At 71.2% G+C, this 22,774-nt stretch carries 17 protein-coding genes; 9 read left to right on the top strand and 8 right to left on the bottom strand.

The window, feature by feature from the left end:
- The first annotated feature begins 9 nt into the window (after positions 1 to 9).
- Together mazG and KBI44_03765 are read left to right on the top strand one after the other, a co-directional pair.
- The gene (gene mazG, locus KBI44_03770) at positions 10 to 879 is read left to right on the top strand and encodes a nucleoside triphosphate pyrophosphohydrolase (GenBank protein ID MBP9143579.1); all 870 of its coding nucleotides are present in this window, start codon (positions 10 to 12) and stop codon (positions 877 to 879) included.
- 31 nt (positions 880 to 910) lie between these two features.
- Positions 911 to 2,071, top strand: a complete 1,161-nt coding sequence (locus KBI44_03765; protein MBP9143578.1) for a glycosyltransferase — start codon at positions 911 to 913, stop codon at positions 2,069 to 2,071.
- Here KBI44_03765 and KBI44_03760 read toward each other — a convergent pair.
- The gene (locus KBI44_03760; GenBank protein ID MBP9143577.1) at positions 2,068 to 3,984 is read right to left on the bottom strand and encodes a hypothetical protein; all 1,917 of its coding nucleotides are present in this window, start codon (positions 3,982 to 3,984) and stop codon (positions 2,068 to 2,070) included. The two genes, KBI44_03765 and KBI44_03760, sit on opposite strands and share 4 nt — an antisense overlap.
- A gap of 64 nt (positions 3,985 to 4,048) precedes the next feature.
- The gene (locus KBI44_03755) at positions 4,049 to 4,882 is read right to left on the bottom strand and encodes an arylesterase (protein MBP9143576.1); all 834 of its coding nucleotides are present in this window, start codon (positions 4,880 to 4,882) and stop codon (positions 4,049 to 4,051) included.
- 77 nt (positions 4,883 to 4,959) lie between these two features.
- On the opposite strand from KBI44_03755, the gene KBI44_03750 reads away from it, so the two are divergent.
- Both KBI44_03750 and KBI44_03745 read left to right on the top strand, forming a co-directional pair.
- Complete coding sequence (locus KBI44_03750; GenBank protein MBP9143575.1) at positions 4,960 to 5,685, top strand: ABC transporter ATP-binding protein; 726 nt, start codon at positions 4,960 to 4,962, stop codon at positions 5,683 to 5,685.
- Between the two features lie 41 nt (positions 5,686 to 5,726).
- Positions 5,727 to 8,321, top strand: coding sequence for an ABC transporter permease (locus tag KBI44_03745; GenBank protein MBP9143574.1), 2,595 nt, complete (start codon positions 5,727 to 5,729; stop codon positions 8,319 to 8,321).
- Between the two features lie 29 nt (positions 8,322 to 8,350).
- Here KBI44_03745 and KBI44_03740 read toward each other — a convergent pair whose 3' ends face one another.
- From KBI44_03740 to KBI44_03725, 4 genes are all read right to left on the bottom strand, one after another.
- Positions 8,351 to 9,025 carry a divergent polysaccharide deacetylase family protein gene (locus KBI44_03740; GenBank protein MBP9143573.1) on the bottom strand — a complete coding sequence of 225 codons (675 nt, stop codon included), beginning with the start codon at positions 9,023 to 9,025 and terminating at the stop codon, positions 8,351 to 8,353.
- Between the two features lie 424 nt (positions 9,026 to 9,449).
- Positions 9,450 to 10,685: a PDZ domain-containing protein gene (locus KBI44_03735; protein ID MBP9143572.1), complete on the bottom strand. Its 1,236-nt coding sequence runs from the start codon at positions 10,683 to 10,685 to the stop codon at positions 9,450 to 9,452.
- Positions 10,686 to 10,752: 67 nt separating this feature from the next.
- A complete protein-coding gene (locus tag KBI44_03730) occupies positions 10,753 to 11,874 on the bottom strand; it encodes a peptidoglycan DD-metalloendopeptidase family protein (GenBank protein MBP9143571.1) in 1,122 nt (373 codons plus the stop codon).
- Between the two features lie 41 nt (positions 11,875 to 11,915).
- Positions 11,916 to 14,237 carry an alkaline phosphatase family protein gene (locus KBI44_03725; GenBank protein ID MBP9143570.1) on the bottom strand — a complete coding sequence of 774 codons (2,322 nt, stop codon included), beginning with the start codon at positions 14,235 to 14,237 and terminating at the stop codon, positions 11,916 to 11,918.
- On the opposite strand from KBI44_03725, the gene KBI44_03720 reads away from it, so the two are divergent.
- The 5 genes from KBI44_03720 to KBI44_03700 all read left to right on the top strand — a co-directional run bounded on the left by KBI44_03720 (position 14,194) and on the right by KBI44_03700 (position 19,944).
- On the top strand, positions 14,194 to 15,354 hold the full coding sequence (locus KBI44_03720) for a phospholipase A (GenBank protein ID MBP9143569.1): 1,161 nt from the start codon (positions 14,194 to 14,196) through the stop codon (positions 15,352 to 15,354). The genes KBI44_03725 and KBI44_03720 overlap by 44 nt on opposite strands.
- Entirely contained in the window at positions 15,345 to 16,946 is a 1,602-nt protein-coding gene (locus KBI44_03715) for an ABC transporter substrate-binding protein (GenBank protein MBP9143568.1), read from the top strand. Before KBI44_03720 ends, KBI44_03715 begins: the two co-directional genes overlap by 10 nt.
- 104 nt (positions 16,947 to 17,050) lie before the next feature.
- Positions 17,051 to 18,208, top strand: a complete 1,158-nt coding sequence (locus KBI44_03710; protein MBP9143567.1) for an MFS transporter — start codon at positions 17,051 to 17,053, stop codon at positions 18,206 to 18,208.
- On the top strand, positions 18,205 to 19,323 hold the full coding sequence (locus tag KBI44_03705; protein MBP9143566.1) for a hypothetical protein: 1,119 nt from the start codon (positions 18,205 to 18,207) through the stop codon (positions 19,321 to 19,323). Before KBI44_03710 ends, KBI44_03705 begins: the two co-directional genes overlap by 4 nt.
- Before the next feature lie 63 nt (positions 19,324 to 19,386).
- A complete protein-coding gene (locus KBI44_03700; GenBank protein MBP9143565.1) occupies positions 19,387 to 19,944 on the top strand; it encodes a hypothetical protein in 558 nt (185 codons plus the stop codon).
- 98 nt (positions 19,945 to 20,042) lie between these two features.
- On the opposite strand, the gene KBI44_03695 is transcribed toward KBI44_03700, so the two are convergent.
- Together KBI44_03695 and KBI44_03690 are read right to left on the bottom strand one after the other, a co-directional pair.
- Positions 20,043 to 21,881 (bottom strand): alkaline phosphatase family protein, encoded by a 1,839-nt coding sequence (locus KBI44_03695; protein MBP9143564.1) that lies wholly within the window; start codon positions 21,879 to 21,881, stop codon positions 20,043 to 20,045.
- On the bottom strand, positions 21,874 to 22,713 hold the full coding sequence (locus tag KBI44_03690) for a polyprenyl synthetase family protein (GenBank protein ID MBP9143563.1): 840 nt from the start codon (positions 22,711 to 22,713) through the stop codon (positions 21,874 to 21,876). Before KBI44_03690 ends, KBI44_03695 begins: the two co-directional genes overlap by 8 nt.
- Between the last annotated feature and the right edge of the window lie 61 nt (positions 22,714 to 22,774).

Raw genomic sequence — 22,774 nt, 5'->3', positions numbered from 1 at the left:
GCCCCTACGATGTCAGATCCGACCTCAATCGACGTAACCGCCCCCCTCTCGCCGACGGACCTCGCCCGCTTGACCGCCCTGGTCGCGCGCCTGCGCGCCCCCGACGGCTGCCCCTGGGATCGGGAACAGACCCTACCCGATTTGCGGGCCTATCTGCTCGAAGAGGCGCATGAAGTCGCAGCGGCGCTCGACAGCGGCGATCCCGCCGAGCTCGCCGGCGAGCTCGGTGACCTGCTCTTCCAGATCGTCTTCATCGCCCGGCTCGTCGAAGAGGCCGGAGGATTCCGCCTCGGCACGGCGCTCGACGCCGTCGAGGCCAAGATGATCGCCCGCCACCCGCACGTCTTCGGCGGCGAGTCCCTGGCTTCGGCCAGGGAGGTGCGCGAGGCCTGGGAGCGCCGCAAGGTGCGTAGCCTGCAAGGCGAACGCCGCTCGCTCCTCGACGGCGCCACCGCCGCGTCGCTGCCCGCGCTCGTCGCCGCCTATCGCCTGACGCAGAAAGCCGCCGGAGTCGGGTTCGACTGGCGCGAGGCGGGCGAGGTCGTCACCAAGCTCGACGAGGAGATCGTCGAGCTCAAGGAGCTCCTGTCGACGCCCGAGGGCGTGGAGAGGACCGACGCGGCAACCCTCAAGCAGCGGCGGACCGAGGAGGTGGGAGACCTCCTCTTCACTGTCGCCAACCTCGCCCGGCATCTCGAGATCGACCCGGAGGGGGCGCTCGCCGCCGCCAACCTCAAGTTCCGGCGGCGCTTCGCGGCGGTCGAAGCCGGCCTCGCCCGCGTCGGCAGGAGCGTCGCCGAAGCCTCGCTCGACGAGATGGAAGAGCAGTGGCAGGCGGCGAAGCGCGACGAAGACCTTTCCAGGCGATCGCCCGGCTGACCTGCCGGCCGCCTCCCGTATCGCCAACCGCATGAAGATCGCTCTCGTCTGGAACGGCCCCGTCGCGCTCGATCGCATCTCCTTCCGCCACGAGAACTACCAGGCGGGCTGGGAGGCCCTCGGGCACGACGCCGTGCTGGTGACCGCGCGGGACCTGGTGGGGAGCTTCGCCGGCCGTACCCACCTCGTCGCCGCCCGCGCGGAGCTGGAACGGGTCGAAACCTGGCGCGAGCTTGCCGCCGACGTCGCCGTTGGTGTGACCTGGCACCGCATGTCCGGCATGCTCGCGGCGATTCGAGCAGCCGGAACGCAAGTCGTGGCGATCGCCGACTCCGACGGCCAGGTCGGGTTCGCGGCCCATCCGCGCATCTCCTGGTTGCGCATCGGCGCCTATCAAACGACGCTCTCCGGTCGCCTGCGTGCCCTGCGGTATTTCTGCCGCCGCTTCGCCGCCAGCGCGGCGCGCCGAGATCCGGAAGAGCTCGACTTCCTCGCCAGCACCCGCGCCTCGGACCGCGTCGTGCTGGGCAGCGCGCCGGCGATCGTCTGCTTCAGCCGTTTCCTGCGCCAGCAGCGGGCCGGCGACCTCGCGGAGCGCTTGCGCGAGGCGCCGTTCGCAGTCCCGGAGTCGTTCTGCACCCGGCCACTGGCGGAGAACGCAGCCAGGGCCGACCGGGTCGTCGCCATCGGCCGCTGGAGCGATCCGCAGAAGGACGCGTCCCTGCTCGCCGCCGCACTGGCCCGGTTCTTCCTGCGCCGAGAGACGACCGAGGTCGTCCTTTTCGGCGCCGAACCAGAGCGCGCTTTCGGCGAGCTCGCCCGCCGGGAGCCACGGTTGCGCCTCGCCGGGATCCAGGAACCCCACGTAGTCGCCGAGACTCTGGCGCAGAGCCGCGCTGCGCTCTTCTCCTCGCGCTGGGAGACCGGCCCGCACGTCGCGACCGAAGCGCTGGCGCTCGGCACGACGCTGATCTCCGTGCCGATGCCCAATCTCGAGGGGATGATCGACGGCGGGAGATTCGGCACTCTCGCCGCGAGCCGCAGCCCGAAGGCGCTGGCCGGTGCGCTCGCCGCCGAGCTCGCAGAATGGGACGCCGGACACCGCGACGCCAGCGAGATCGCACGCCAGGGTCGCGCGCGCTTCTCGCCCGTGGCGGTCGCTCGCACCCTCCTCGAAACCCTCGCGGGCTAATCCAGGGCGAACAACACGCTCTCGGCGTCGCGATAGAGCTCGCGAAATCGCGGCGAGGCGACGAGTCCCGCGACGGCTTGAGGCGCCACCTGGGCAAGCGGCAGCAGGAGCTGGCGCGCGCCGAGCTCGCGCAGCTTTCCCGCGAGCGCCTCGGGGCGTTCGAGCAGCGGCAGAACGAGCTGGAAGCGGTACGGGCCGATCCAGTCTCCGAGGAGCGCCGCGCCGGCGAAATCGTGCAGCCGCTCGCCGTGGAGGGCATAGACCGGGACCACTTCCAGCCCCTGCTCGCGCCGGAAGAGAAGCGCCCGATAGAGCGGCACCCGTTGCGCCAGGAAGGCGTCGATCGCCGTCGCCGCGACGGGCGGTGGCCCCGAGATCCAGGTGCGCCAGACGGCATAGGCGGGTCCGGTCGCGAGTCCAAGCCCGACGAGGGCGCCGGCCGCGACGCTGCGCCAGGACCTTGAACGCGGCAGGCGTCGGCCCGCGAATCGCGCCAGATCGCGGAGCGCTACGACGAGCAGCAGAGAGAGCAGCGGCGAGTAGGGCATGAGGTAGCGCGCATCCCGCGGCAGCGCGAGGAACACGAGGACGAACCCGGCCAGAATCGCCACCCAGACGCGCGCCCACCTCCGGCGCCATCCGAGGTAGAGCAGCAGCGGAATCGCAGCGATGACGAGCGGCGACGCCGGCGGCTGCAGGTTGACGCGCGAACGCTCGACCACCAGGTCCCATCCGAGGCGAACGACGTCCGCCGCCTGCCGGACCCACCCGGAATCGACACGGCTGTAGGAGACCGCCTCCGCTCCACTCCAGGCGCCGCCACCGAAGAGGCTCGCGAGAAAAGGGAAGAGAGGATTCCCGGTGAGGCCCCAGATGAGAAGGTACCAGGGCGCACCGGCGAGCGCGGCGGCGCCAGCGAAACCGGCGAGGGCGCGGAACCGGAGGCCGCGTCCGGCCTCGCAGGCGGCTGCGACGAAGAGCGCGGCGACCAGATAGAGAGCCAGGTACTTCGTCGCTGCCGCCCAGCCGGCGAATGCGCCGGCCGCGAGCAGCCAGGCGAACCGGCGTTCGCGTCGCCAGGAGTCGAAGGCGACGATCGACGCGGTCGCGAACAGGGTGAGGAGCGGCTCGATGTAGGCCGAGCCGGCGTAAAGAACGACGATCGGCTGTCCGATCCAGACCGCAGCCGGCGCGAGGGCCCAGGCCGCCACTGCGGCGGAGCGGCCCGGACCGCTCAACCGGTCGCGCCCCCAGGCCACCAGGAGAATCGCGGTGGCAAGGGTCGCGACGAGCGAGACGCCGTGCGCGGTCGAGGCGCGACCCAGGAGGATCGCCGGCGCGAAGATCGTCTCCGCGAGCAAGGGGAAGACCGGCACCCGCAGGTTCTCGACGGGCAGATACCCGCCGTGCTCGACCAGACTCCGGGCGAGCGGCAGGTGATAGATCGTGTCGTCCCACGCGACAGGCGGGTAGAGCGCCAGCCAGGCCGGCCCGGCAAAGGCGATCGCGCCCAGGACGGCGAGCGTTCGCAGGCCCGGCCCACGCGACGCCGGACTGCCCGCCAGACGGCTACCCGCCAGACGTCCGCGCGCTCCCACCCACTCCCAGACCCGGCCCCGCCACCCGACCGCGAGCGCCAGCCCGGCGACGACGGCTAGCGCGCCCACGCCGAACCGGCCGGCGAGGCCGCAGAGGAAGAGCACCTGTCCAAGCAGACCCAGCCCGAGGGGCAGCGCGAGCGCCAGCGAGAGTGCCCAGGCGCCCTGGTCGCGCGAGGCAACGGCGCCGTCCTCCGCACCGTGGTCGATAAAGCGCGCCGCGACTGCGCTTCCGGCGGCGAACGCCAGCAGGACGAGCGCCGCCGCATAGAGGTGCGGCGAGAAGAGCAGGACGATCTCGGGAAGCGGCCTCATGCCGGCGCAGACTAGCAGCGGACGGGACGTTCGACCCGACGCGCGGCCGGCACCGTGCGCGGACTCAGGGGGCCGTCGCGGCTCCTGACGGGCTTTCGACGAGTGGCTGCAGAAGCTCGGCGACGAGCAGCGAGATCCTGCGCTGCCCCTCGGCCGTGGGGTGGATGCCGTCCTCCTGATTGAGCTGCGGATCGGCCGCGACGCCCTCGAGCAGGAAAGGGAGGAACGGCAAGTCGAGCTCGCGCGCCAGGCGCGTATAGACGGCTTCGAAGTCGCGCGTGTACTCCGGGCCGTAGTTGGGCGGCATTTTCATGCCGGCGAGCACCACCTGCGCCCCGGCGGCGCTCCCCCGGCGCACGATCTCCCGCAGGTTGGCCTCGATCGATGCCACCGGCTGGCCGCGCAGTCCGTCGTTGGCACCGAGCGCGACCACGAGAAAATCCGGTTGCAGCGACAGCAGCCAGTCGAGGCGGGCGAGACCACCGGCGCTCGTGTCCCCCGAGACTCCTGCGTTGACGATCCGCACCGGCCGGCCGCGCTCCGCGAGGAGCTTCCCCACGAGCGCCGGGTAGGCTGCCTCCTCACCGAGTCCCAGCCCCGCCGTCAGACTGTCGCCGAGAAAGACCACCGTCGGACCGGCGGCATCCGCAGCGACCGGCGCCGGCGCCGCCGTGACGCTCGCCGCCGGCACCGGGGAGGGCTCCGGAGCGGACCCGGCCTCGTTCCGGCAGCCGCTCACCCCGGAGGCGAGCGCGAGCCACCCCAACCCCAGCGCCACTCGCACGAGCCGGCGATGGCGTCCGAACCCTCCACTCCTTCGACCGGTCTCCGGGTCGTTCCTGCCGGCTCCCAGCTTCTCGTCCAGAAAGATCTTTTCGCGCCGCGCCGTCGTAGTCATGAGGGGAGGAGTCTCCACACCCACATGCTAACCTGCTCCGTTGCCAGGACATGACCCCAACGACACCCACCAGCCCGATGCCGCCGGCGATCGAGCTCCGCCAACTGACCAAGCGGCTGCCCTCGGGCGACCGGCTGCTGACCATCCTGGACGCCATCGACCTCGCGGTCGCGCCGGGCGAATTCGTCGCCATCCTGGGGCCCTCCGGCAGCGGGAAGTCGACGCTCCTCGGTCTCGCCGCCGGCCTCGACCGGCCGACGAGCGGCGAAGTCTGGATCGACGGCGCGGCGATCCAGGATCTCTCCGAGGACGCCCTCGCGCGCCTGCGGCGGCGCAAGATCGGCTTCGTCTTCCAGTCGTTCCAGCTGCTGTCGAACATGACGGCGCTCGAGAACGTCCTCCTGCCGCTCGAGCTCGGAGGCGAGAAGCGGCCGCTCGACCGCGCGCGCGCCCTCCTCGATCGCGTCGGCCTCGGCGAGCGCGGCCATCACTATCCCGCCCAGCTTTCCGGCGGCGAGCAGCAGCGCGTCGCCCTGGCTCGCGCCTTCGCGCCGCGTCCGCAGATCCTGTTCGCCGACGAGCCGACCGGCAACCTCGACGGCGCCACCGGCGACCGCATTCTCGATGTGCTCGACGAGCTGCGCGCCGACGTTCACGCCACACTCGTGCTGGTGACCCACGACGCCTCGATCGCCGAGCGCGCCGACAGGCGGATCTACCTGCGCGACGGCCGTGTCGAGCGCGTCGAGTCGCGCCCCGAGCCGCGGATCGACGCGCGGCCGGACGCCGCCGGTGTCGGCTGACCGCCGGATGACCTTCGGATGAGAGCGCCGAGCTCGTCTCAATGACCGCCGGAACCCTCCTCCGCCAGATCGGGCGCGAAGCGCGCGGCGCCCGCGGCCGGGTGACGTTCTTCATCCTCTGCCTCGCCGTCGGGGTCGGCGCGGTCGTCGCGGTCGCCGGCTTCTCCTCCAGCCTGCGCGCGACCCTGGCGCGCGAAGCGCGACAGCTGCTCGCCGCCGACCTGCGTGTCCGCGGCCAGAAGCCTGTGCCGTCGGCAGTGGACGAGCTCCTGGCCGCCGGCCCGGCCTGGCGGGCGGTGCGTTCGACCCGGATCACCGAGATGGTCACCGTCGCCGCGGCACCCGCGGGCAGTGCCGGCGCGGGCCGAAGCCAACTCGTCGAGCTCAAGGCGGTGGACGGCGAGTTCCCTTTCTACGGCAAGCTCACCCTCTCTCCCGAACGCCCACTCTCGGAGCTCCTGGCCGACGGCGGGGTCGTCATCGCGCCCGAGGCGCTGGCGCGGCTCGGCCTGCGGATCGGCGACCCGATCGCGATCGGCGGCAAGCGCTTCACACTGCGCGGCACGGTGCTCGGCGAGCCCGACCGGCTCGGCAACGCCTTCACTCTCGGGCCGCGCCTCTTTCTCTCCGGCGAAAGCCTGCGCTCGACCGGCCTCGTCGCCCTGGGCAGCCGGGTCACCCACCGGCTGCTGCTGAAACTGCCCGAGGGCACGCCGGCCACAGGGGTCGAAACCTACGCCGCCGAGTTGCGCAGCGCGCTGGGGGACCCAGCCTTCTATCGCATCGAGACCTCCGCCGAAGGCCAGCCCGAAATGCGCCGCGGCGTCGACCGGACCGAGCGCTTCCTCGGGCTCGTCGCCCTGCTCTCGCTGGTGGTGGGCGGCGTCGGCGTCGCGCAGACCGTCCGCGCCTGGCTCGCCAGCCGCCTCGATTCGATTGCGGTCTTCAAGGCCCTGGGCGCGCGGCCGCTGGAGATCCTGGCGATCTACCTCGGCCAGACCGTGCTGCTCGCGACCGCCGGAAGCCTTGCTGGCGTTCTCCTCGGACTCGGACTCGAGCGCCTCGTGCCCAGCCTCGCGGGGTCGCTCCTGCCGGTGCTGCCGCAGATCGAGTTCCAGCCGCTCGCCGCGCTGCGCGGCCTCGGTCTGGGGTTGGGTATCGCGCTGCTCTTCGCGCTGCCACCGCTGCTCGCTGCCCTCGCAGTGCCCGCGGCCCGCGTGCTCCGCCGCGAGGTCGAGCCCTTGCCGCCGTCACGCCTGGTGCTGGCGGCGACCGGCGTTCTCCTGCTCGCCGGGCTGACCGCAGTCGCCGCGGTGCAGGCCCGGTCTCTCGCCCTGGGTGCGGCCTTCGCCGGCGGCCTCGCGGCCACCGCCCTCGTCCTGGCGCTGGGCGCGCGCGGGCTCATTCTCCTCGTGCACCGGCTGCCGCGCCTCGCTCTGCCGCTGCCGCTGCGCTACGGTCTCGCCGCGCTCGGCCGCCCAGGGGCACCGACCGTCGCGAGCGTCGTGGCCCTCGGGCTGGGGGCGATGGTCGTGGTCGGAATGCGCACCGTCGAAACCGGTCTCACGACCCGTTTGCGGGGGGATCTCCCGACGAACGCGCCGACCGCCTTCCTGATCGACATCCAGCCCGACCAATGGGCGGGAGTGCGCGCCGAGATCGACCGCGCGGGCGCCACCTCGGTCGACTCCGTGCCGTTGGTCATGGCGCGCCTCGCGGAGATCGACGGCGAGCCCGTCGCCGCCCTCGCCGCTGCCCGCGAGCAGAAGCGCGCGGACGCCGCCAAGGCGGCCGACGACGGCGATGAAGAGCGCGGGCAGCGCGGGCGCTGGGCTCTCACCCGCGAGCAGCGTCTCACCTTCCTCGAGCGGCTGCCGGCCGACAATACGCTGCTCGAAGGCACGCTCTGGGGGACGCCGGGCGTGGACGAGTTGAGCGTCGAGGAGGAGTACGCGCGCGACCTGGGACTCCGGATCGGTTCCAAAGTCGTCTTCGACGTCCAGGGAGTGCCCGTATCGCTGACCGTGACGAGCCTTCGCAAGGTGCACTGGGAGAGCTTCGGCATCAACTTCTTCTGGGTGGTCGAGCCCGGCGTGCTCGACCGGGCGCCGCAGATGCGCATCGCCTCGGTCCGGCTGCCGGCCGGAGGCGAGCAGCGCCTGCAGGACGCCCTCGCCGCGACGACGCCGAACGTCACCGTCTTCGCGATCCGCGAGGTGCTCGAGAAAGTCGGCGCGGTGCTCGAGCGCATCGCTCTGGGTGTGCGTTTTCTCGGCGGCTTCACGTTGCTCGCCGGCCTCGCGATCCTCGCCGGGGCGGTTGCGGCCGGTGCCGCGCAGCGCGGGCGCGAGGCCGCCCTCGGCAAGGCGCTGGGCATGACCCGGCTGCAGGTCGCGGCGCTCTTCGCTACCGAGTCGGCGATCGTCGGCCTCCTCGCCGGCACCATCGGCGCCGTCGCCGGAACGATCCTCGCCGCCGTCGTGCTCGAAAAAGGGATGGAGATTGCGTTCCACCTCGACGTCGTACCGCCGCTCGTGGCGATCGCCCTCGCCGGCCTCTTCGCCGCCGCCGCCGGCCTCGCCGCCAGCGCCCGCCCGCTTGCGCAGAGGCCCATAGAGGCGCTGCGCGCCTCTTGAGATCGGCTACCGCGCTGCGCGCGCCTTCGCTACTCCGGAAGCTCCTCGCTCCGTTCGAGCAGGTAGGAGACCGGCACGAACTCGATGCCCGCAGCGATGGCCTGCGGGATCTGCTCCGCCAGCACCTCGAGCGTCGACGGCCGCGGATGCGCGAGCGCGATCGCCGCGCCCTGCTCGCGAGCGCGGGCGAGAAGCAGCGCGAACTGCGCTGCGATAGCTCCCGGTTCGGGATCGTCGTCGAGGAAGAGGTCGCGGTTCGCAGCCGGCAGGCCGAGCTCGCGCGCGACTTCGAAGCCGACGCTCCCGGCCGCCGTCCGCGAGTCGAGGAAGTAGCGGTTCTCGCGCCGGAGCTCACCCAGGATGGCGGCCATCGCCGCGCGATCGGCGGTGAGCTTCGATCCCATGTGATTGTTGACGCCGACCGCTCCAGGCACGGCGGCGAGCGCCGCCGCGGTCGCCGCGGCGAGCTCGCGCTTCGACATCGCCGTGGAGAGCGCTCCGGGTCCGGGATCGGCTTCGCCCTCCGGGTCCATCGGCAGATGCAGCAGCACCTCGGCGCCGTGGCGGCGTAGCGCCTCGACGACCTCCGAAGTGCGCGATTCGAACGGCAGCACCGCGTACGAGAGCTCCGCGCCTGGCGCCATCGTCGCCAGCCTCTCGATCACCGCGACGTCGCGCCCGAGGTCGTCGATGACGATCGCCACCCGGGCTTTCGGCGGCGGCGGAGCGATCGGAGCGAGCGCAGCCGTCGGGTCCGTCGGAGTCGTTGACGCCGTTGGATCCCGCTGTCCGGTGACAGCGGGCAACCCGGCACCGTCGCCCGTGGCTCCAGAGGCAGTCGGGGCGGCCGCGGTCGGTCGGGGGTCCGCGCCGCGTGGCGCTTTGGCCTCGACACGCGACCGTGCGGCAGGGCTCGCCGGAGTCGGCTTGCGGGCGGCCGCTGCCGAATAGGGCTTTGGAGTCCTCCAGGCGGCGAACCTCTGTACCACCCGTTCGCCGAAGTAGACGCCCAGAGCGAACAGGACGACTCCCAGAACGAGCCACGAAAGGACCCGGAAGCCGCGACCGCCCTTGCGGCGCCGGGAACCCGGACTCTTTCTGGAGGAAGGTGCGGCGCTGCGGCCGCCCTTAGGCGGCTTTCTTCTCGACAAGCTCCGGCTCACCGTTCAGATAGCGGATCGCGCGCTCGAGGATCAGTTCCGAGAGCGGCCGCTCGCGCTCCTCGAATCGGCGGATGATGTCGTCGACCAGCAGGTCGGGCGTCAGACGCTCCGAGAGCGGCTTGCCATCCGGTCCGGCAAAGAAGGCGGTGGTCAGATACAGGCGCGCTCCGCCTTCGAGCTCGATCCGCGAGCGTTCGCCGGCCCAGCCGAAAGTCGGCACGCCGACCAGCTTGGCGCCCTTTTTCTGCTGCAGGACGGCGGCGAGAATCTCGGCAGCACCCGACGAGTAGCCGTCGACGAGCAGGATCACCTCGCCCGCCCAGCCCGCAGCGGCGGTTCCGGTGAAGCTCCGGCCGACCTTCTCCTTGACGCGCAGCGTTCCCAGCTCGCCCTCCGCGAGGAGTCCGGCGAGCGCGTAGGCGGCTTCCGGTTCGCCGCCCGAGATGCCGCGCAGGTCGAGCATGAGCTTCGTCGTGCCTTCGGCGCTGGCCCGCTGAAGCAGAGCCCGCACCGCATCGACAGCAGCGCCGTCGATGCGCGGAATCCGCAGCAGCGGATACCCCTGGACCGGAGCGAGCGAGGGCGCCGGCGGGACGGACTCCGCGAGCTTCAGCTGGAGCGTCTTGGTCTCGCCGCGCCGCACGACTTCGAGCTCGAGGTCGCGGCCGTCTTTGGGAACGAGCTCGCGGTTGATCTCCCAGACCGGCATCTGCCGCGTCGGCCGACCGCCGATGCGCGACAGGATGTCGCCGCCCTCGACTCCGGCAGCGACCGCGGGGCTGCCTTCCTCCACGCCGGCGACGTAGGCGACCCCACGGTCCTTCAGGACCACGAGGCCTGCATGACGGGCTCCGGGCAGGAGGTCGCCCTCCCCGGCGGCCGGCACAGCTGACGGCAGGTAGATCGAGAAGGGATCGAGCGCGTCGGTCGAACCCTCCATCGCGCCGGCCAGGAGGGTGGAGATGTCGGTCGGCTCGACGTAGGTCTGGCGCACCAGATTGAGCGTCTCGGAGAAGATCGCGAGATAACGATAGAGGGAGTCGGGATCCGGCTCCTTGTCGCCGGTATCGCCGGCGCTCCACAGCACACCGCCGACGAGCGGCAGCATCACGATGAGCGAAAGGGCGAGGAAGCGCCGCCGCGAACGGTTCGGATCGCGAGCCGGCGGGTCGGAGGGCGAGGGCGGAACGGAACGATTCATCGGGGACATCTTATCCGGCGGCGGGTTCGGATGCAGCGGCGGCGAACAGGGGGCTGCCGTGGCGCCACTAGCGCAGCCAGCCCCGCGGATTCTCCGGGTTCTTGTCGACGCGGATCTCGAAGTAGAGCGAGCTGCCGGCGCGGCCGACGATCGAATGCAGGGGCAGGACATCGTCCTTGCGCACCCGGAGCTCGGAGAGGCCGGCGTAGAGCGTGAAGACGCGGCCCGCGTGCTGCACGACGACCATCTGCCCGAGGCCCTCGAACGGCGCCGCGAAGAGGACCTTCCCGGGATAGACGGCACGGACTTCGCTGCCCGGGACGGTCTCGAGGTCGAGGCCGTTGTGCGGCACGCGGGTACCGTACCGGGGGTCGACCCGAGGCCCGAACTCCGCCGACACCCGGCCTTCGACCGGCCAGTCGAGCAGGCCGCGGAAATCCCGGATCGGCAGCCCTCCGAGCCCCGGGTCGCTGCGGCCGTAGAGGGCGTCGAGGAGGGCCGAGAGCTTGCGCGCGCGCTCGCCCAGCTCGAGCGCGGCGCTCGTGATCTGCTCGCTCTCCCGGCGCGTCCCGGCGAGCATCTGCTCCTTGCGGCGCTCGAGCGCGACCAACTGGTTGCGGCGGTCGTTCTCGCGCGCGAACCAGCCTCGGGCCACTTCTCGCTCGGCCTCGAGCTCGCGATTCTCGACCGCGAGCCGCGCCGCGATCTCCTCGAAGCTCGCTACCGTCGCCGCATCCCGGCGCGCTAGAAAGCGCAGCGCCCGGACCGCCGGCAGGAGTGCCTCGCCGGGAGCGAGGGAGAGCAGCATCCGGATATATCCATGGCGACCCATCCGGTAGAGACCGGTGAGCCGCTGGCGCAGCCGCTGGCGCTCCTCGGCCAGGCGGCGTTCGAGGTCGGCGATCGCCACCTCGGAAGCGGCGGCGCGCTCCTCGGCGATCGCCTTCGCCGACTCCGCCTCGGCCACTTTCTGCGACTGCAGCTCGAGCTCGAGCTCGAGCCGGTCGAGCTCACCGGCGATGCCCGCCGCCGATTGTTTCACCGACTCGAGCCGGGCGGTCAGCCGGGCGATCTCGCCGCGGATCGCCTCCAGCTCCTGCTCACGTGACGAAGGCGAGGTCTGGGCCGCCAGTTCCACCACACCGGCCGAGAGCAGCGCCAGGGCGAGAAGCGCGGTGAGCCTCCTCATCTACCTCGGGGGCTCCAGCGACCCTGGCCGGCCTGGCTCTCTCAGGGGACGAGACTCCTGCCGTCGAGCTCCACTGTTGGCGGCACGTCGTAGATCGCGAGCAGGGTCGGCATGATGTCGGCCATGTACGGCTTCTGCGACAGGTCGAGCTTGCGGTTCGCGAACAGGATGCCGTCCACCAGCGGCGGGTAGACCGAGCAGTGATCGGCGCTCCAGACGTCGAGATTCGGCTCGACGATCGACTTGGCGACGATGCCGAGGGAGTCCTGCCAGCCGACCCGGTAGCCCGAGGCGTTCGACGGGAAGAGGTCCGGAATGAGCGCCGGGTCGTAGGTGCCGTAGGCCTCGTCGCGGGTGAAGACGTAGGCCACCGGATGCTCGCCGTTCTGCGGGTCGACGTACTGTGGGAGCTTGGCGCGGATCTCGGCGGTGAGCGCCTCGTACTCGGCACCCGGATTGACGATGCCTTGGCCTTCCCGGCCCTTCAGGTTGATGTAGACGTTGCCGAGCCCCATGGCATAGGCGCGCGTCTTCGACCAGTCGACGTCCTGGAAGAACTGGCCCTGGTCGAACAGATCCTCGAGATTCGCCTGCTGGCCGGTCGAGCCCTTGAGCACGAGATAGCCCTCGGTGGCGAGCCAGGTGTTGTAGTTCATCGTCCGTCGCCAGGGGGCGAAACCGTGGTCCGAAGCGATGAGAAGCGTCGTCCCGGCCGGCATCGTCGCGACCTTCTCCATCACTTTGCCCACGATTCGGTCCATCTGCTGGTAGGACTTGAGGATCGAATCACCGTACCTCGCATTGCCCTCCGCCGTGTAGAGCGGATGCTGCGGATCGGTGTGGTGCCACATGACGTGCTGCACCCGGTCGGTGAACTCGAAGTAGTGGAAGTAGACGTCCCAATCGTCCTCGAGCAGCCCGGCGAGGATCTTCTCCTCCTCGACGACGGTGAAATCCGTATCCTCGTGGAAGACCTTGTCGTCGATGGTGCCGCCCTTGATCGACCAGGTGTCGATCATCCAGCCGATCGTCTTGAACAGCCCGAAGCGCGACGCGAGCTCGCCCGCGAAAGCGCGCGGCGCCGTGACGTCGAAGATCGCCGGCAGGTCGGAGGGGTCGAACTGGATCGGCGAGAGGTAGATCCGCACTTCGGGCTCGATCGCAAGCACCCGGAAGCGACCGATCCCGGAGACCTTGATCAGCGAGTTGAAGGGAAAGACGAAGCGCACCCACGGACTCCACTCTCCCGGCTTGAGCGCGAGCCGGGCGTTCGATACCGCGATGTCGACCTTCGACTTGTCGGCCGCGACATCGATCGTCATCGGAATCCGGATGTAGTCCGACTGCTTGGGGAAGAGCTTGTTCGGCGGGCCCTTGATCTCGGTCGCGAGCGTCCCCTTGTTGTCCTCGAGCTCGACGATCTCGATCGACACCTCGTTGCCGCCGCGCGGCTGAAAGAAAAGCTCGGAGGTGAAGTAAAAGGGCTTCCCGATCCGGCCCGAAAGGTCGGGCGTGCCGAGGCCGGAGAGCATCTCGCCGTGCGGGAACGGCTCCGGCGGAAAGGTCACCGGCATGCGCATCACGCGCACGTGCTTGCCGGCGTCGCCCAGGACCTTCCAGAACGGATCTCCCTGGCGCCGGTTGATGACCGACGGAACCTTCTCGGGCAGGAGCGTGCTGCCCACCCAGAATCCGCCGGCGCCAGCGGCGACCGCGAACAGCGCCGCGACGAGAGCTGCGGCTTTCAGGCGGACGCGAAACAGCTTGAGGAGCAGCAGCAGGACGAGGAAGATCGCGGCCGCCGCCAGAGCGCCGACCGCCGGGCCGTTGCTGGCGCCGAACAGGAACGGCTTCGACGACTCGTCGAACGCCGCGAAACTCGGGCGGTAGGTCGTGGTGTCGCGCTTCAGGAAATCGAAGATCGACGTCCGGCCGGGATTCAGACCCGTCGAAAAGGTGGACCAGGAGACCGGCGTCTGCGAGGGGATCGTCGAGCGCAGCGGCGAGAAGGTCCCCTGTTCACGCAGGCGCGCGAGGTTGGGGAGCTTCCCTTCGTTCATCCACTGTTCGGTGAGCTTGGCGTCGGCGCCGTCGAATCCGAGCACGACCGCCCGCGGGCCGCCGGCACTGTCGGCAGGGAGGGCCCGGAGCATCGAGACACCGAGTGTCAGGAGGAGCGGGAGGGCGGCAGCAGCCTGCAGCGCGCGGCGCGAGCGGAATCGAGTCACTTCGGAAGCTCCTTTGGAAATCGCCACCGTTCGAGGCCGGCGGCCGAACATCGCAGTGCTAGCATCAAGGCGCCCGGTGAGCGCGAATCCGATGATCTTACCAAAGGCCCTGCGGGGCCTGGCTCTCGTCCTCATCCACAGCCTCGCCCCGCTTGCCGCCACTTCCGCGCTCGCCCAGGTGGAGACGATCTCCCCCGAGGGCTGCGTCGGCATCGATTCGGACTTCGAGCGGCTGGCCTGCTATGACCGCGCCGTCGGCCGCCACAGGCGGCCCGGCGGCATCGAGGAGGCGCCGCAGGCGACCTCCCCGGACTCCGCTCCCGAGTCTTCGCCGACGACGCCGCAGCGCGAGCCCTTCGTCGGACCGCCGCCGCCGGCCGAGATGATGGCGCGGCCGGCCGTCGCCGGCGGACTCGCAGAGGCGGGCCCGCCGGTCGCGAGCTCACTCCTCGACAGCCGTTGGGAGCTCACCCGGAACGCCAAGCTCGGCACATTCGGGATGCGCGCCTTCAAGCCGGTCTATCTCCTGCCGGCCTTCTACACCGATTCTCCCAATCAGTTCCCCTCGAGCCCGGAGCCCGGTCACTCGGTGACCGAGTCCGAGAATCTGGACGAGGTGGAGGCGAAGTTCCAGATCAGCTTCAAGACCAAGATCGCCCAGGAGCTCTTCGGCCACCGGGGCGATCTCTGGTTCGGCTACACGCAGTCGTCCCGATGGCAGGTCTACAACAGTGAGTTGTCGCGCCCCTTCCGCGAGACCAACTACGAGCCGGAGTTGATGCTCGTCTTCCACACGAGCTACGAGCTTCTCGGACTCGACGGGCGCCTTCTCGGCGTTTCCCTCAACCACCAGTCGAACGGCACGGATCTGCCCTACTCCCGGAGCTGGAACCGCGTCATCGGCATGATCGGCTTCGAGCGCGACGCCTGGACGCTCGTCGCCCGGCCCTGGTGGCGGCTTCCCGAGGTCGCGGGCGGCGAAGACAACCCCGATCTCGAGGACTATGCCGGCCGGGGCGACCTCCTGCTCGTGCGCCGCCTGCGCGAGCACGAGATCAGCCTCATGGCCCGCCACTCGCTGCGCGGTGGCGCGAGCTCGCACGGCGCCGTCGAGCTCGGCTGGGTCTTTCCGATCCATCGCGACCTCAAGGGCTACCTGCAGATCTTCCACGGCTATGCCGAGAGCCTGATCGACTACAACCAGAGCTCGACCCGGATCGGACTCGGCATCTCGCTGCTCGAATGGTACTGAGGGCCGGCCTCCTCCCGCTGGCGCTTCTCGTCGCGGCCTGCGGCCCGGCACCGCCCCCCCGCCCGCCGGCAGACAACTCCCTCACCGTCGCGCTCGAAAGCGCACCGATCCATCTCGATCCACGGGTCGCGACCGACCAGGCCTCGAGCCGCGTCTTCGAGCTCATCCTCGACGGGCTGGTGACGAAGGACGAGAGCGGCGACTTCCTGCCCGATCTCGCGGAGTCGTGGGAAGTGCTCGATCTCGGAGCGCGCTGGCGCTTTCACCTGCGCCCCGGCATTCTCTTCCACGACGGTTCGACCTTCGGGGCCGAGGATGTCGCGTGGACCTTCGAGACCCTGCTCGACGGCACGGTCGCCAGCTCGAAGCGCGGCGCCTTCGCCTTCCTGCAGCGGGTCGTCGCGATCGACGCGACCACCGTCGACTTCGTGCTCTCGGAGCCGTTCGGAGCTCTGCTGCCGAACCTCACTTCGTATCTGGGTATCGTACCGTCGGGCTCGACGCCCGAAGCGATGAACCGGCAGCCGGTCGGCACCGGCCCGTTCCGCTTCGTCTCGCGCACCGCCGACACCATCGAGCTCGCGGCGTTCGACGCCCACTACCGCGGCCGGCCGCGGCTCGACCGCGTCGTGCTGCGCGAGATCCCGGAGGCCACGGTGCGCGTGCTCGAGCTGCGCAAAGGCAGCGTTCAGCTGGTGGTGAACGCCCTGCCGCCCGACGTCGTGCCGCTCTTTCGCGCCGACCCGCGCTTCAGCGTGCCGGCCGCGAGCGGCGCGAACTACGTCTACCTCGGCCTGAACCTGACCGATCCGCTGCTCGCCGATCGCCGCGTGCGGCGCGCCCTCGCCCTGGCGCTCGACCGGGAGAAGCTGGTGCGCACGCTCTGGCGAGGCCTCGGCGTCGTCACCGAGACCCTCCTCCCACCCGGGAACTGGGCGAGGAACGACGATCTCCCCGCGACGCCCTTCGACCCGGCGGCGGCCCGCGCCCAGCTCGACGAGGCCGGCTTCCCCGACCCGGACGGGAGCGGGCCGGAGCCGCGCCTGCGCCTCACCTACAAGACGTCGACCGACGAAACCGCCGTCCTGCAGGCACAGATCCTCCAGTCGATGTGGCGCGAGATCGGCGTCGATGTCGAAATCCGCTCCTACGAGTTCGCGACGTTCTACGCCGACATCAAGCGCGGCAACTTCCAGCTCTTCAGCCTGACGTGGACGGGGATCGCCGACCCCGACATCTACATGCTCATTCTGCACTCGCAGCGCGTACCGCCGGCCGGGTCCAACCGCGGGCGCTACTCCAATCCGCGCTTCGACGAGCTCGTCGAGCAGGGCGCGCGCCTCCCCGACCGCGCTGCGCGTCGGCCGCTCTACGTCGAAGCGCAGCAGATCGTGGCGCACGACTTGCCCTATCTCTCACTGTTCACGAAGGTCAACGTCGCCGTCCACCCGGCCGGCCTCGTGGGCTATCGCCACTATCCGAGCGGCGAACTCCACAGCCTGCGCACGATGTACTGGGCGGGGCGGGAAAATGCCGACCGCGAAAGAGGCGAGCGCGAAGGCACCGAGCGGGAGAGAATCGACCCGCCGTGAGCCCCTCCTCCCCGGCCCTCCTGCGCGCCTATCGCGGGCGAGACCTGCCGCCGACCGTGCGACGGCTCGGAGCCGGTTCGTTCTTCCAGGACGTCGCGAGCGAGATGGTGTACCCCCTGCTCCCGGGCTTCCTGGCGGCGCTGGGAGGCGGCGCGGCAGTGCTCGGCGCGATGGAGTCAGCCGCCGAGGGCGTCCTGGCGCTGGTCAAGGGTTGGGCCGGCCGGGCGAGCGATCGACTCGGGCGGCGCAAGCCCTTCGTCGTCGCCGGCTACGGCGCGTCGGCGCTGGCGCGACCCCTGCTCGCGCTCGCCACCACCGCCGCCCAGGTCATTTCGTTGCGGCTCTGGGACCGGCTCGCCAAGGGCCTGCGCACGGCGCCGCGCGACGCCCTGATCGCCGAGGCGGTCGCACCCGGCGAGCGCGCCTATGCCTTCTCCTATCACCGCGGCCTCGACCACCTGGGCGCCGCCTGCGGCCCCCTCCTCGCGGCGGTCCTCCTGCTCTTCTCGCCCGGCGCCTTGCGGACGGTTTTCCTGGTCGCGACGCTCCCGGCCCTCGCCGGCTTCCTGACTGTCGCTTTCGGCCTGCCGCGCGAGACCACCCGGCGCTCCCCGCCGGCGGTCGGCGGCCGGGGCGCCGCCCCTTCGCTCGGGGCGCGGTCCGAGCCTCTCCCCGGGCCACTGCGCGGGGCTCTGGCCGCTTTCTTCTGTTTCGCGCTGGGCAATGCGAGCGACGCCTTTCTCCTGCTGCGGGCCGCCGAAATCGGCATCGGAGCGGTCGGCCTCACTCTCCTCTGGTCGGCATTCCATGTCGTGAAGTGGCTCGCTTCGGCTCCCGGCGGCAAACTCGCCGACCGTATCGGCCGCCGGCCCGCCATCCTGCTCGGCTGGACCTTGTACGCCATCGCCTACACGGGCTTCGCGGTCACGGCACAGCCCGCGGCGCTCGCCGCCCTGCTCGCGCTCTATGCCGCCTTCTACGGTCTCACCGAAGGCGCCGAACGGGCGCTGGTGGTCGAGCTCGCCGGTGCGGGTGGCTCAGCTGGCCCCGGCGCCGCCGGAGCCAGCCCACCGGGCGCCGGCAGTGCACTCGGCGCGTTCCACCTCGCCGCAGGCGTCGGAACGTTCCTCGCCAGTCTCTGGTTTGGAGTCGTCTGGCAGCTCTTCGGGCCTTCAGCGGCCTTTCTCGCCGGCGCCGCCCTCGCCGCGTGCGCCGCGACGGTGTTGCTCTTCGCGGCCGGCGGGCCGGCAGTGCCAGGGTGAAGGCGCTCGCCATCGATCCCCTGCTCGCCACGCTGCGGTCGGCGGCCGAACGTGGGCCGGCAGCCGCCAGCGAGGCTCTGGGCCGGCTGCTGCTCGGCGAGGCCGCGCCGCTGCTCTGGCGAACGATCCGAAGCCAGCTGGGCGGCGTGCCGGCGGCCGATCAGGAGGAGGTCCATGCCGCCGCCCTTCTTCGGCTGACAGAGCGGCTCCAGCAGTGGTTGTCGGGAGATCCGGAAGTCGAGATCGAGAGCTTTCGCGCCTATGTCGCGGCGACGGGCGCCAACGGTTGCCGGGCCTGGCTGCGCGCCCGCCACCCGGAACGCACCCGGTTGCAGAACCAGCTGCGCTACCTCCTGCGCCACGACGAGGAGCTGGCGCTCTGGGAAGGCAGGGATGGAGCGCTCCTCTGCGGCTTCGCCGCCTGGCGAGACGGCTCGTCCGGCGGCGCTGCGGCCTCCGGAGCCACCTCCGAGGGGACGGCCCGAGCCGGCGCGAAGTCCGACGCTCCCCAGGCGCGCGACCTGGCGCTCTCGGGCCCGGCCCGCGCGCTGCCGCTGCCGGAGCTCGTGCGGCGCCTGCTGCTCTGGCGCGGAGGACCCTGGGGCTTCCGCGATCTGCAGAAAGCTGCCGCCGACCTGCTCGATGTGCAGGACCGCCCGCCGCTCTCCCTCTCTGGCGAGAGCGCGGCGAGCGCGGGCACCGAGGGCGCCGATCCGCAGCCTGGCCTCGATTTGCCCGAAACGCGCGCCGGGGCTCACCGGGAGCTCGAAGGGCGCCAGTTCCTGGCGGCCCTCTGGAGCGAGGTCCGCGAGCTGCCCCTGGGACAGCGGCGGGCCCTGCTGCTCAATCTGCGGGACGAGCAGGGGCGGGACCGGCTGACCCTCCTGACGCTCACGGGACTTGCCTCCCGCGCGGACCTCGCCCGACTCCTCGACCTGCCCGAGCCGGAGCTCCGGGAGCTCTGGGATGAGCTGCCGCTCGACGACCGGACCATCGCCCAGCGCTTCGACCTCACCGCCCGGCAGGTCATCAACCTGAGGAAGAGCGCCCGCGCGCGGCTCGCCCGGCGGCTGCGTCCGCGTCCTTCGGAAGGCGCCTCGGAATGGGAGGGCTGAGAGAGATTCCACCAGGCCGGTAACCGGGAGTCTTTTTCCGCATCTCCGTTCACGAGAGCCGATATGAACCGTCCGAACCTGCGACTCCTGCCCACTCCCGCCCTCCCGTCCAGCCCGGTGACCCCGGTGGACGAGACGCTTCGCGCCGAGGCCGACCTGGCCGTCGCGTTCGAGGGCCTGCTGGTGCGCGGCGAACGCGACGAGGAATCGCCGGAGTACGAGCAGCTCGAGGCGGCGGTGGACGGTACACTCGACCCTGTCGAAGCGGAGCTTTTCTCCAGCCGGCTCGCCGGCGATCCGCTGCTGCAGCGTGAATTCGACGAATTGGTGGCCTTGCGCGACCGGTTGAAGGTCGTGCCCGCCGAGCGCCGGGTCGCCCCGGCGGCGTCCGCCGCGCTCGCCGCGTTCTCCAGTCGCCGCTGGCTGGGTTTCGCCGCGGCAGCGATGCTGCTGATCGCCGCCAGTGTCGGCTTGCGACTGGATCTCGGCCGGACGGCGCCGCTTCCCGCCGGGTCTGCCGGTGTCGCAGCCGCCGACCGTATGAGCACCGTGCAACGCCCGGCCGAGCCGCTGTTCGCCGACAGTTTCGAAGGCGGCACGACCGACAGCTGGTCGAACTGAACACCCGCTTTCGACGCCCCCAAAACAGCCCCACCGGCCTCACGGACTGGAGGCGCTGCCCGGCAGACGGTCGCGTCGTGCCCGGGTCAGCGCCCGGGCTAGAGGTATCCCAGCGAGCGCAGGTTTTCGAGATAGTCCCGGCTGTCACCGGGTCGTTCCCCGCCCGGCGAGCGTTCGCCGAAGCCGGAGACCCGCGCCGGCGGCTCCGGCCAGGAGCAAAAGCCGGGCGGTTCGGGAAGCTCCGCACTCTGCGGCAGGCCCAGGGCGCGGATCAGGGCGGCAGCGACCGCCTCGGGAGCCACCTGCAGATCGGCTCCACCCCGGCAGATCGCGCGCGGATCCGGCGCCGGATGAGCGAAGAGAACCCGCCCCACCCTGCCCATCCTCCCCATGCCGCCTTTCCTGCGGCCGGGATCGAGCACGACCACAAGGGTGCCGACGCCCTCCATCAGCCCGCCGATCAGGCGGTCGGCCTCTTCGAGCTCGGCGCGCACCAGGTCGGCCAGGGCAACGTCCCCTCCGATCCAGCCCTCGGCGAGCAGATCGATGGCCGGAAGGTAGAGCGCCATGGCCTCGGGTCGGTCAGCGGCCTCGCGGCGCGCGACCTCGCGGTAGAAGCGATCGGGGAGAACCGCGCGCCGGAGCAGCTCTTCGGCGAGCTTGGCCGGCAGCGCTGCCTCCAGGGTCGAGCCCGAAGGCCCGGGCTCGGTCGCCCGGGCCAACCGGGCGAGATCCGGCGCGCGATCGGCCGGCGCCACGGCACTCAGGTGCCCATCCAGCAGAAGCTGGAAAGCGCCGTGCGCGACCACCAGCCCGGCGAGCGGCTCGGGCGGGAAGGTCGCCCACCAGTCGACCGCCGCGGCCGGCGCTCCGCCGCGCGCCGAGAGCTCCCAGAAGGTAAAAGCTGCCCGGCGGTTGGCGAGCAGCGGTCGATGCTCGGCAAGGCCCAGCGGCACGGCCACCCCGGACCACCAGAATCGCCAGGGCCCGCTCCGCGCGAGAGCCGTCTCTAGTCCGGTCGGCCGGAAACTGTCCAGCGATCGCACCCCATGGAGCTCGCCGCCGACGCCCGTCGCCACGGTCGTCCAGAACTCCGCCGGTTCGAGCTCCGCGGCGCGCGCGTAGCTCGCCACGACCGCCCCGTCGCGCATCAGTCCCGAGATGGCCGGCAGAGCGCCCCGCGCCACCAGATAGTCGAACTCCTCGGCGAGAATGCCGTCGAGCCCCACCAACAGGACACGCTCGCCGGCCGCCTTCGGCAGGGAGGCGGGCGCTGCGGCCGGAGCCCGCTGCGGCACGACGAAGGCGACCGTGGCGACGATTGCCAGGATCGAGCCGGTCACGGCGAGGATGGTGCGGCGCGAGACCAGGCGCTCTCTCGGCGTCATGCGGGTCATGCGGATGGCGATCGAGAGCAGCCCGTTCGCCAGGAGCTTCGCCACCGCCGCCGCGACCAGCGGCAGGGCGATGCCGGCGACGACGCGCTGCCAGCGCGGCAACCCGAGCAGGAGATCCCAGGCCCGCAGGACGGCCCAGCCGAAGAGCAGCGCGGTGGCGACGAACGTCACGCCGAGAATCAGCCATTCGAGACTGCGCCGCGGGAAGAGCTTGAGCGCGAAGAGGAAGCCGGCGACGACGGCGACGAATCCGGCGGCGGATGCGATGACCAGCGGCGGCAGGAGGTGAAGGAACAGCGGCAGGAGATCGGCTGGCGCAGCGGCGAAGAGCCCGTTGGCCGCCGCCAGGGCCAGGGTGTTGGCGAGCGCCAGAAGCATACCGGCGAGTAGTCCGACCTTCCACGCCAGGTGCGCCAGCGCGCGCGGATCGCCCACGGGAGCGAGGGCATCGCGCAAGAGGAAGCGCTCCACGCGGTGCGACAGGTAGCCGAGCCGCTGCAGCTCGCGCCGCGCGATCTCGAGCTCGCGCGGATCACTCATCGCCCGTCCGGCCCCCTCCGCCCGCACCCGTCAACGTCACCTGCCGACTCCCCAGGTTGCCGTAGCCGGCCACGAACTCGACCAGTCTGCACAGCACCTCGGCCTTGCGTCCGAACGGCGCTACCGACGCGAGGGCGAACGCGAGCAGCTCGTCGGCGAGAGAGCGCGCCCCAGCGACGCCGAGCAGCTTCACGAAGGTCACCTTCGAGGCATCCTGACCCTCGTCCTTGCCGGTCTCCGCGCTCGTCGCGAGGACGTCGAGGAGATCGTCCTCGATCTGGAAGGCGAGCCCGAGGTTCTTCGCGAAAGCACCGATCGCCGCCAGATCCCGCCGCCGCGCGTCGACCGCCATCGCGCCGAGCTCCGCCGCGGCGAGAAAGAGGGCGCCCGTCTTGTGGCTGTGGATGTACTCGAGGTCGGCGAGCGTCGGAGGGGCGCCGCCGTTCGCCAGGTCCATCGCCTGACCACCGATGAGCCCGTCGGTGCCGATCGCCTGGGCGAGGTGGTGCAGGAGCTCTTCCGGGCTGTAGCGCGACAGATGGAGCCGCTGCGAAGACTCGGCGACGAGCGCATAGCCGCGGTTGAGCAAGGCGAACGCGGCGAGCAGCGCGACGTCTTCGCCGTGCTCGCGATGCAGCGTCGGCCGACCGCGCCGGAGGTGGGCGTCGTCCATCGCGGGCAGGTCGTCGAGCACGAGGGAGCAGCAGTGCACGAGCTCCACCGCGCAGGCCAGGTCGAGTGCGTCGTCGGAGGCGCCGCCGAGCATCTCGGCGACCGCCAGGGTCAGCATGGGGCGGACACGCTTGCCTGGCGAGAGAACGGCAGCGCGCATGGCACGATGAACGTGCGCGGGGCGCGAGTCCTCCGCCGGCAGTAGGGCAGGAAGGCGAGCT

Source organism: Thermoanaerobaculia bacterium (assembly GCA_018057705.1).
GTDB lineage: Bacteria > Acidobacteriota > Thermoanaerobaculia > Multivoradales > JAGPDF01 > JAGPDF01.
This window is presented reverse-complemented; position numbering and strand designations above follow the sequence as displayed.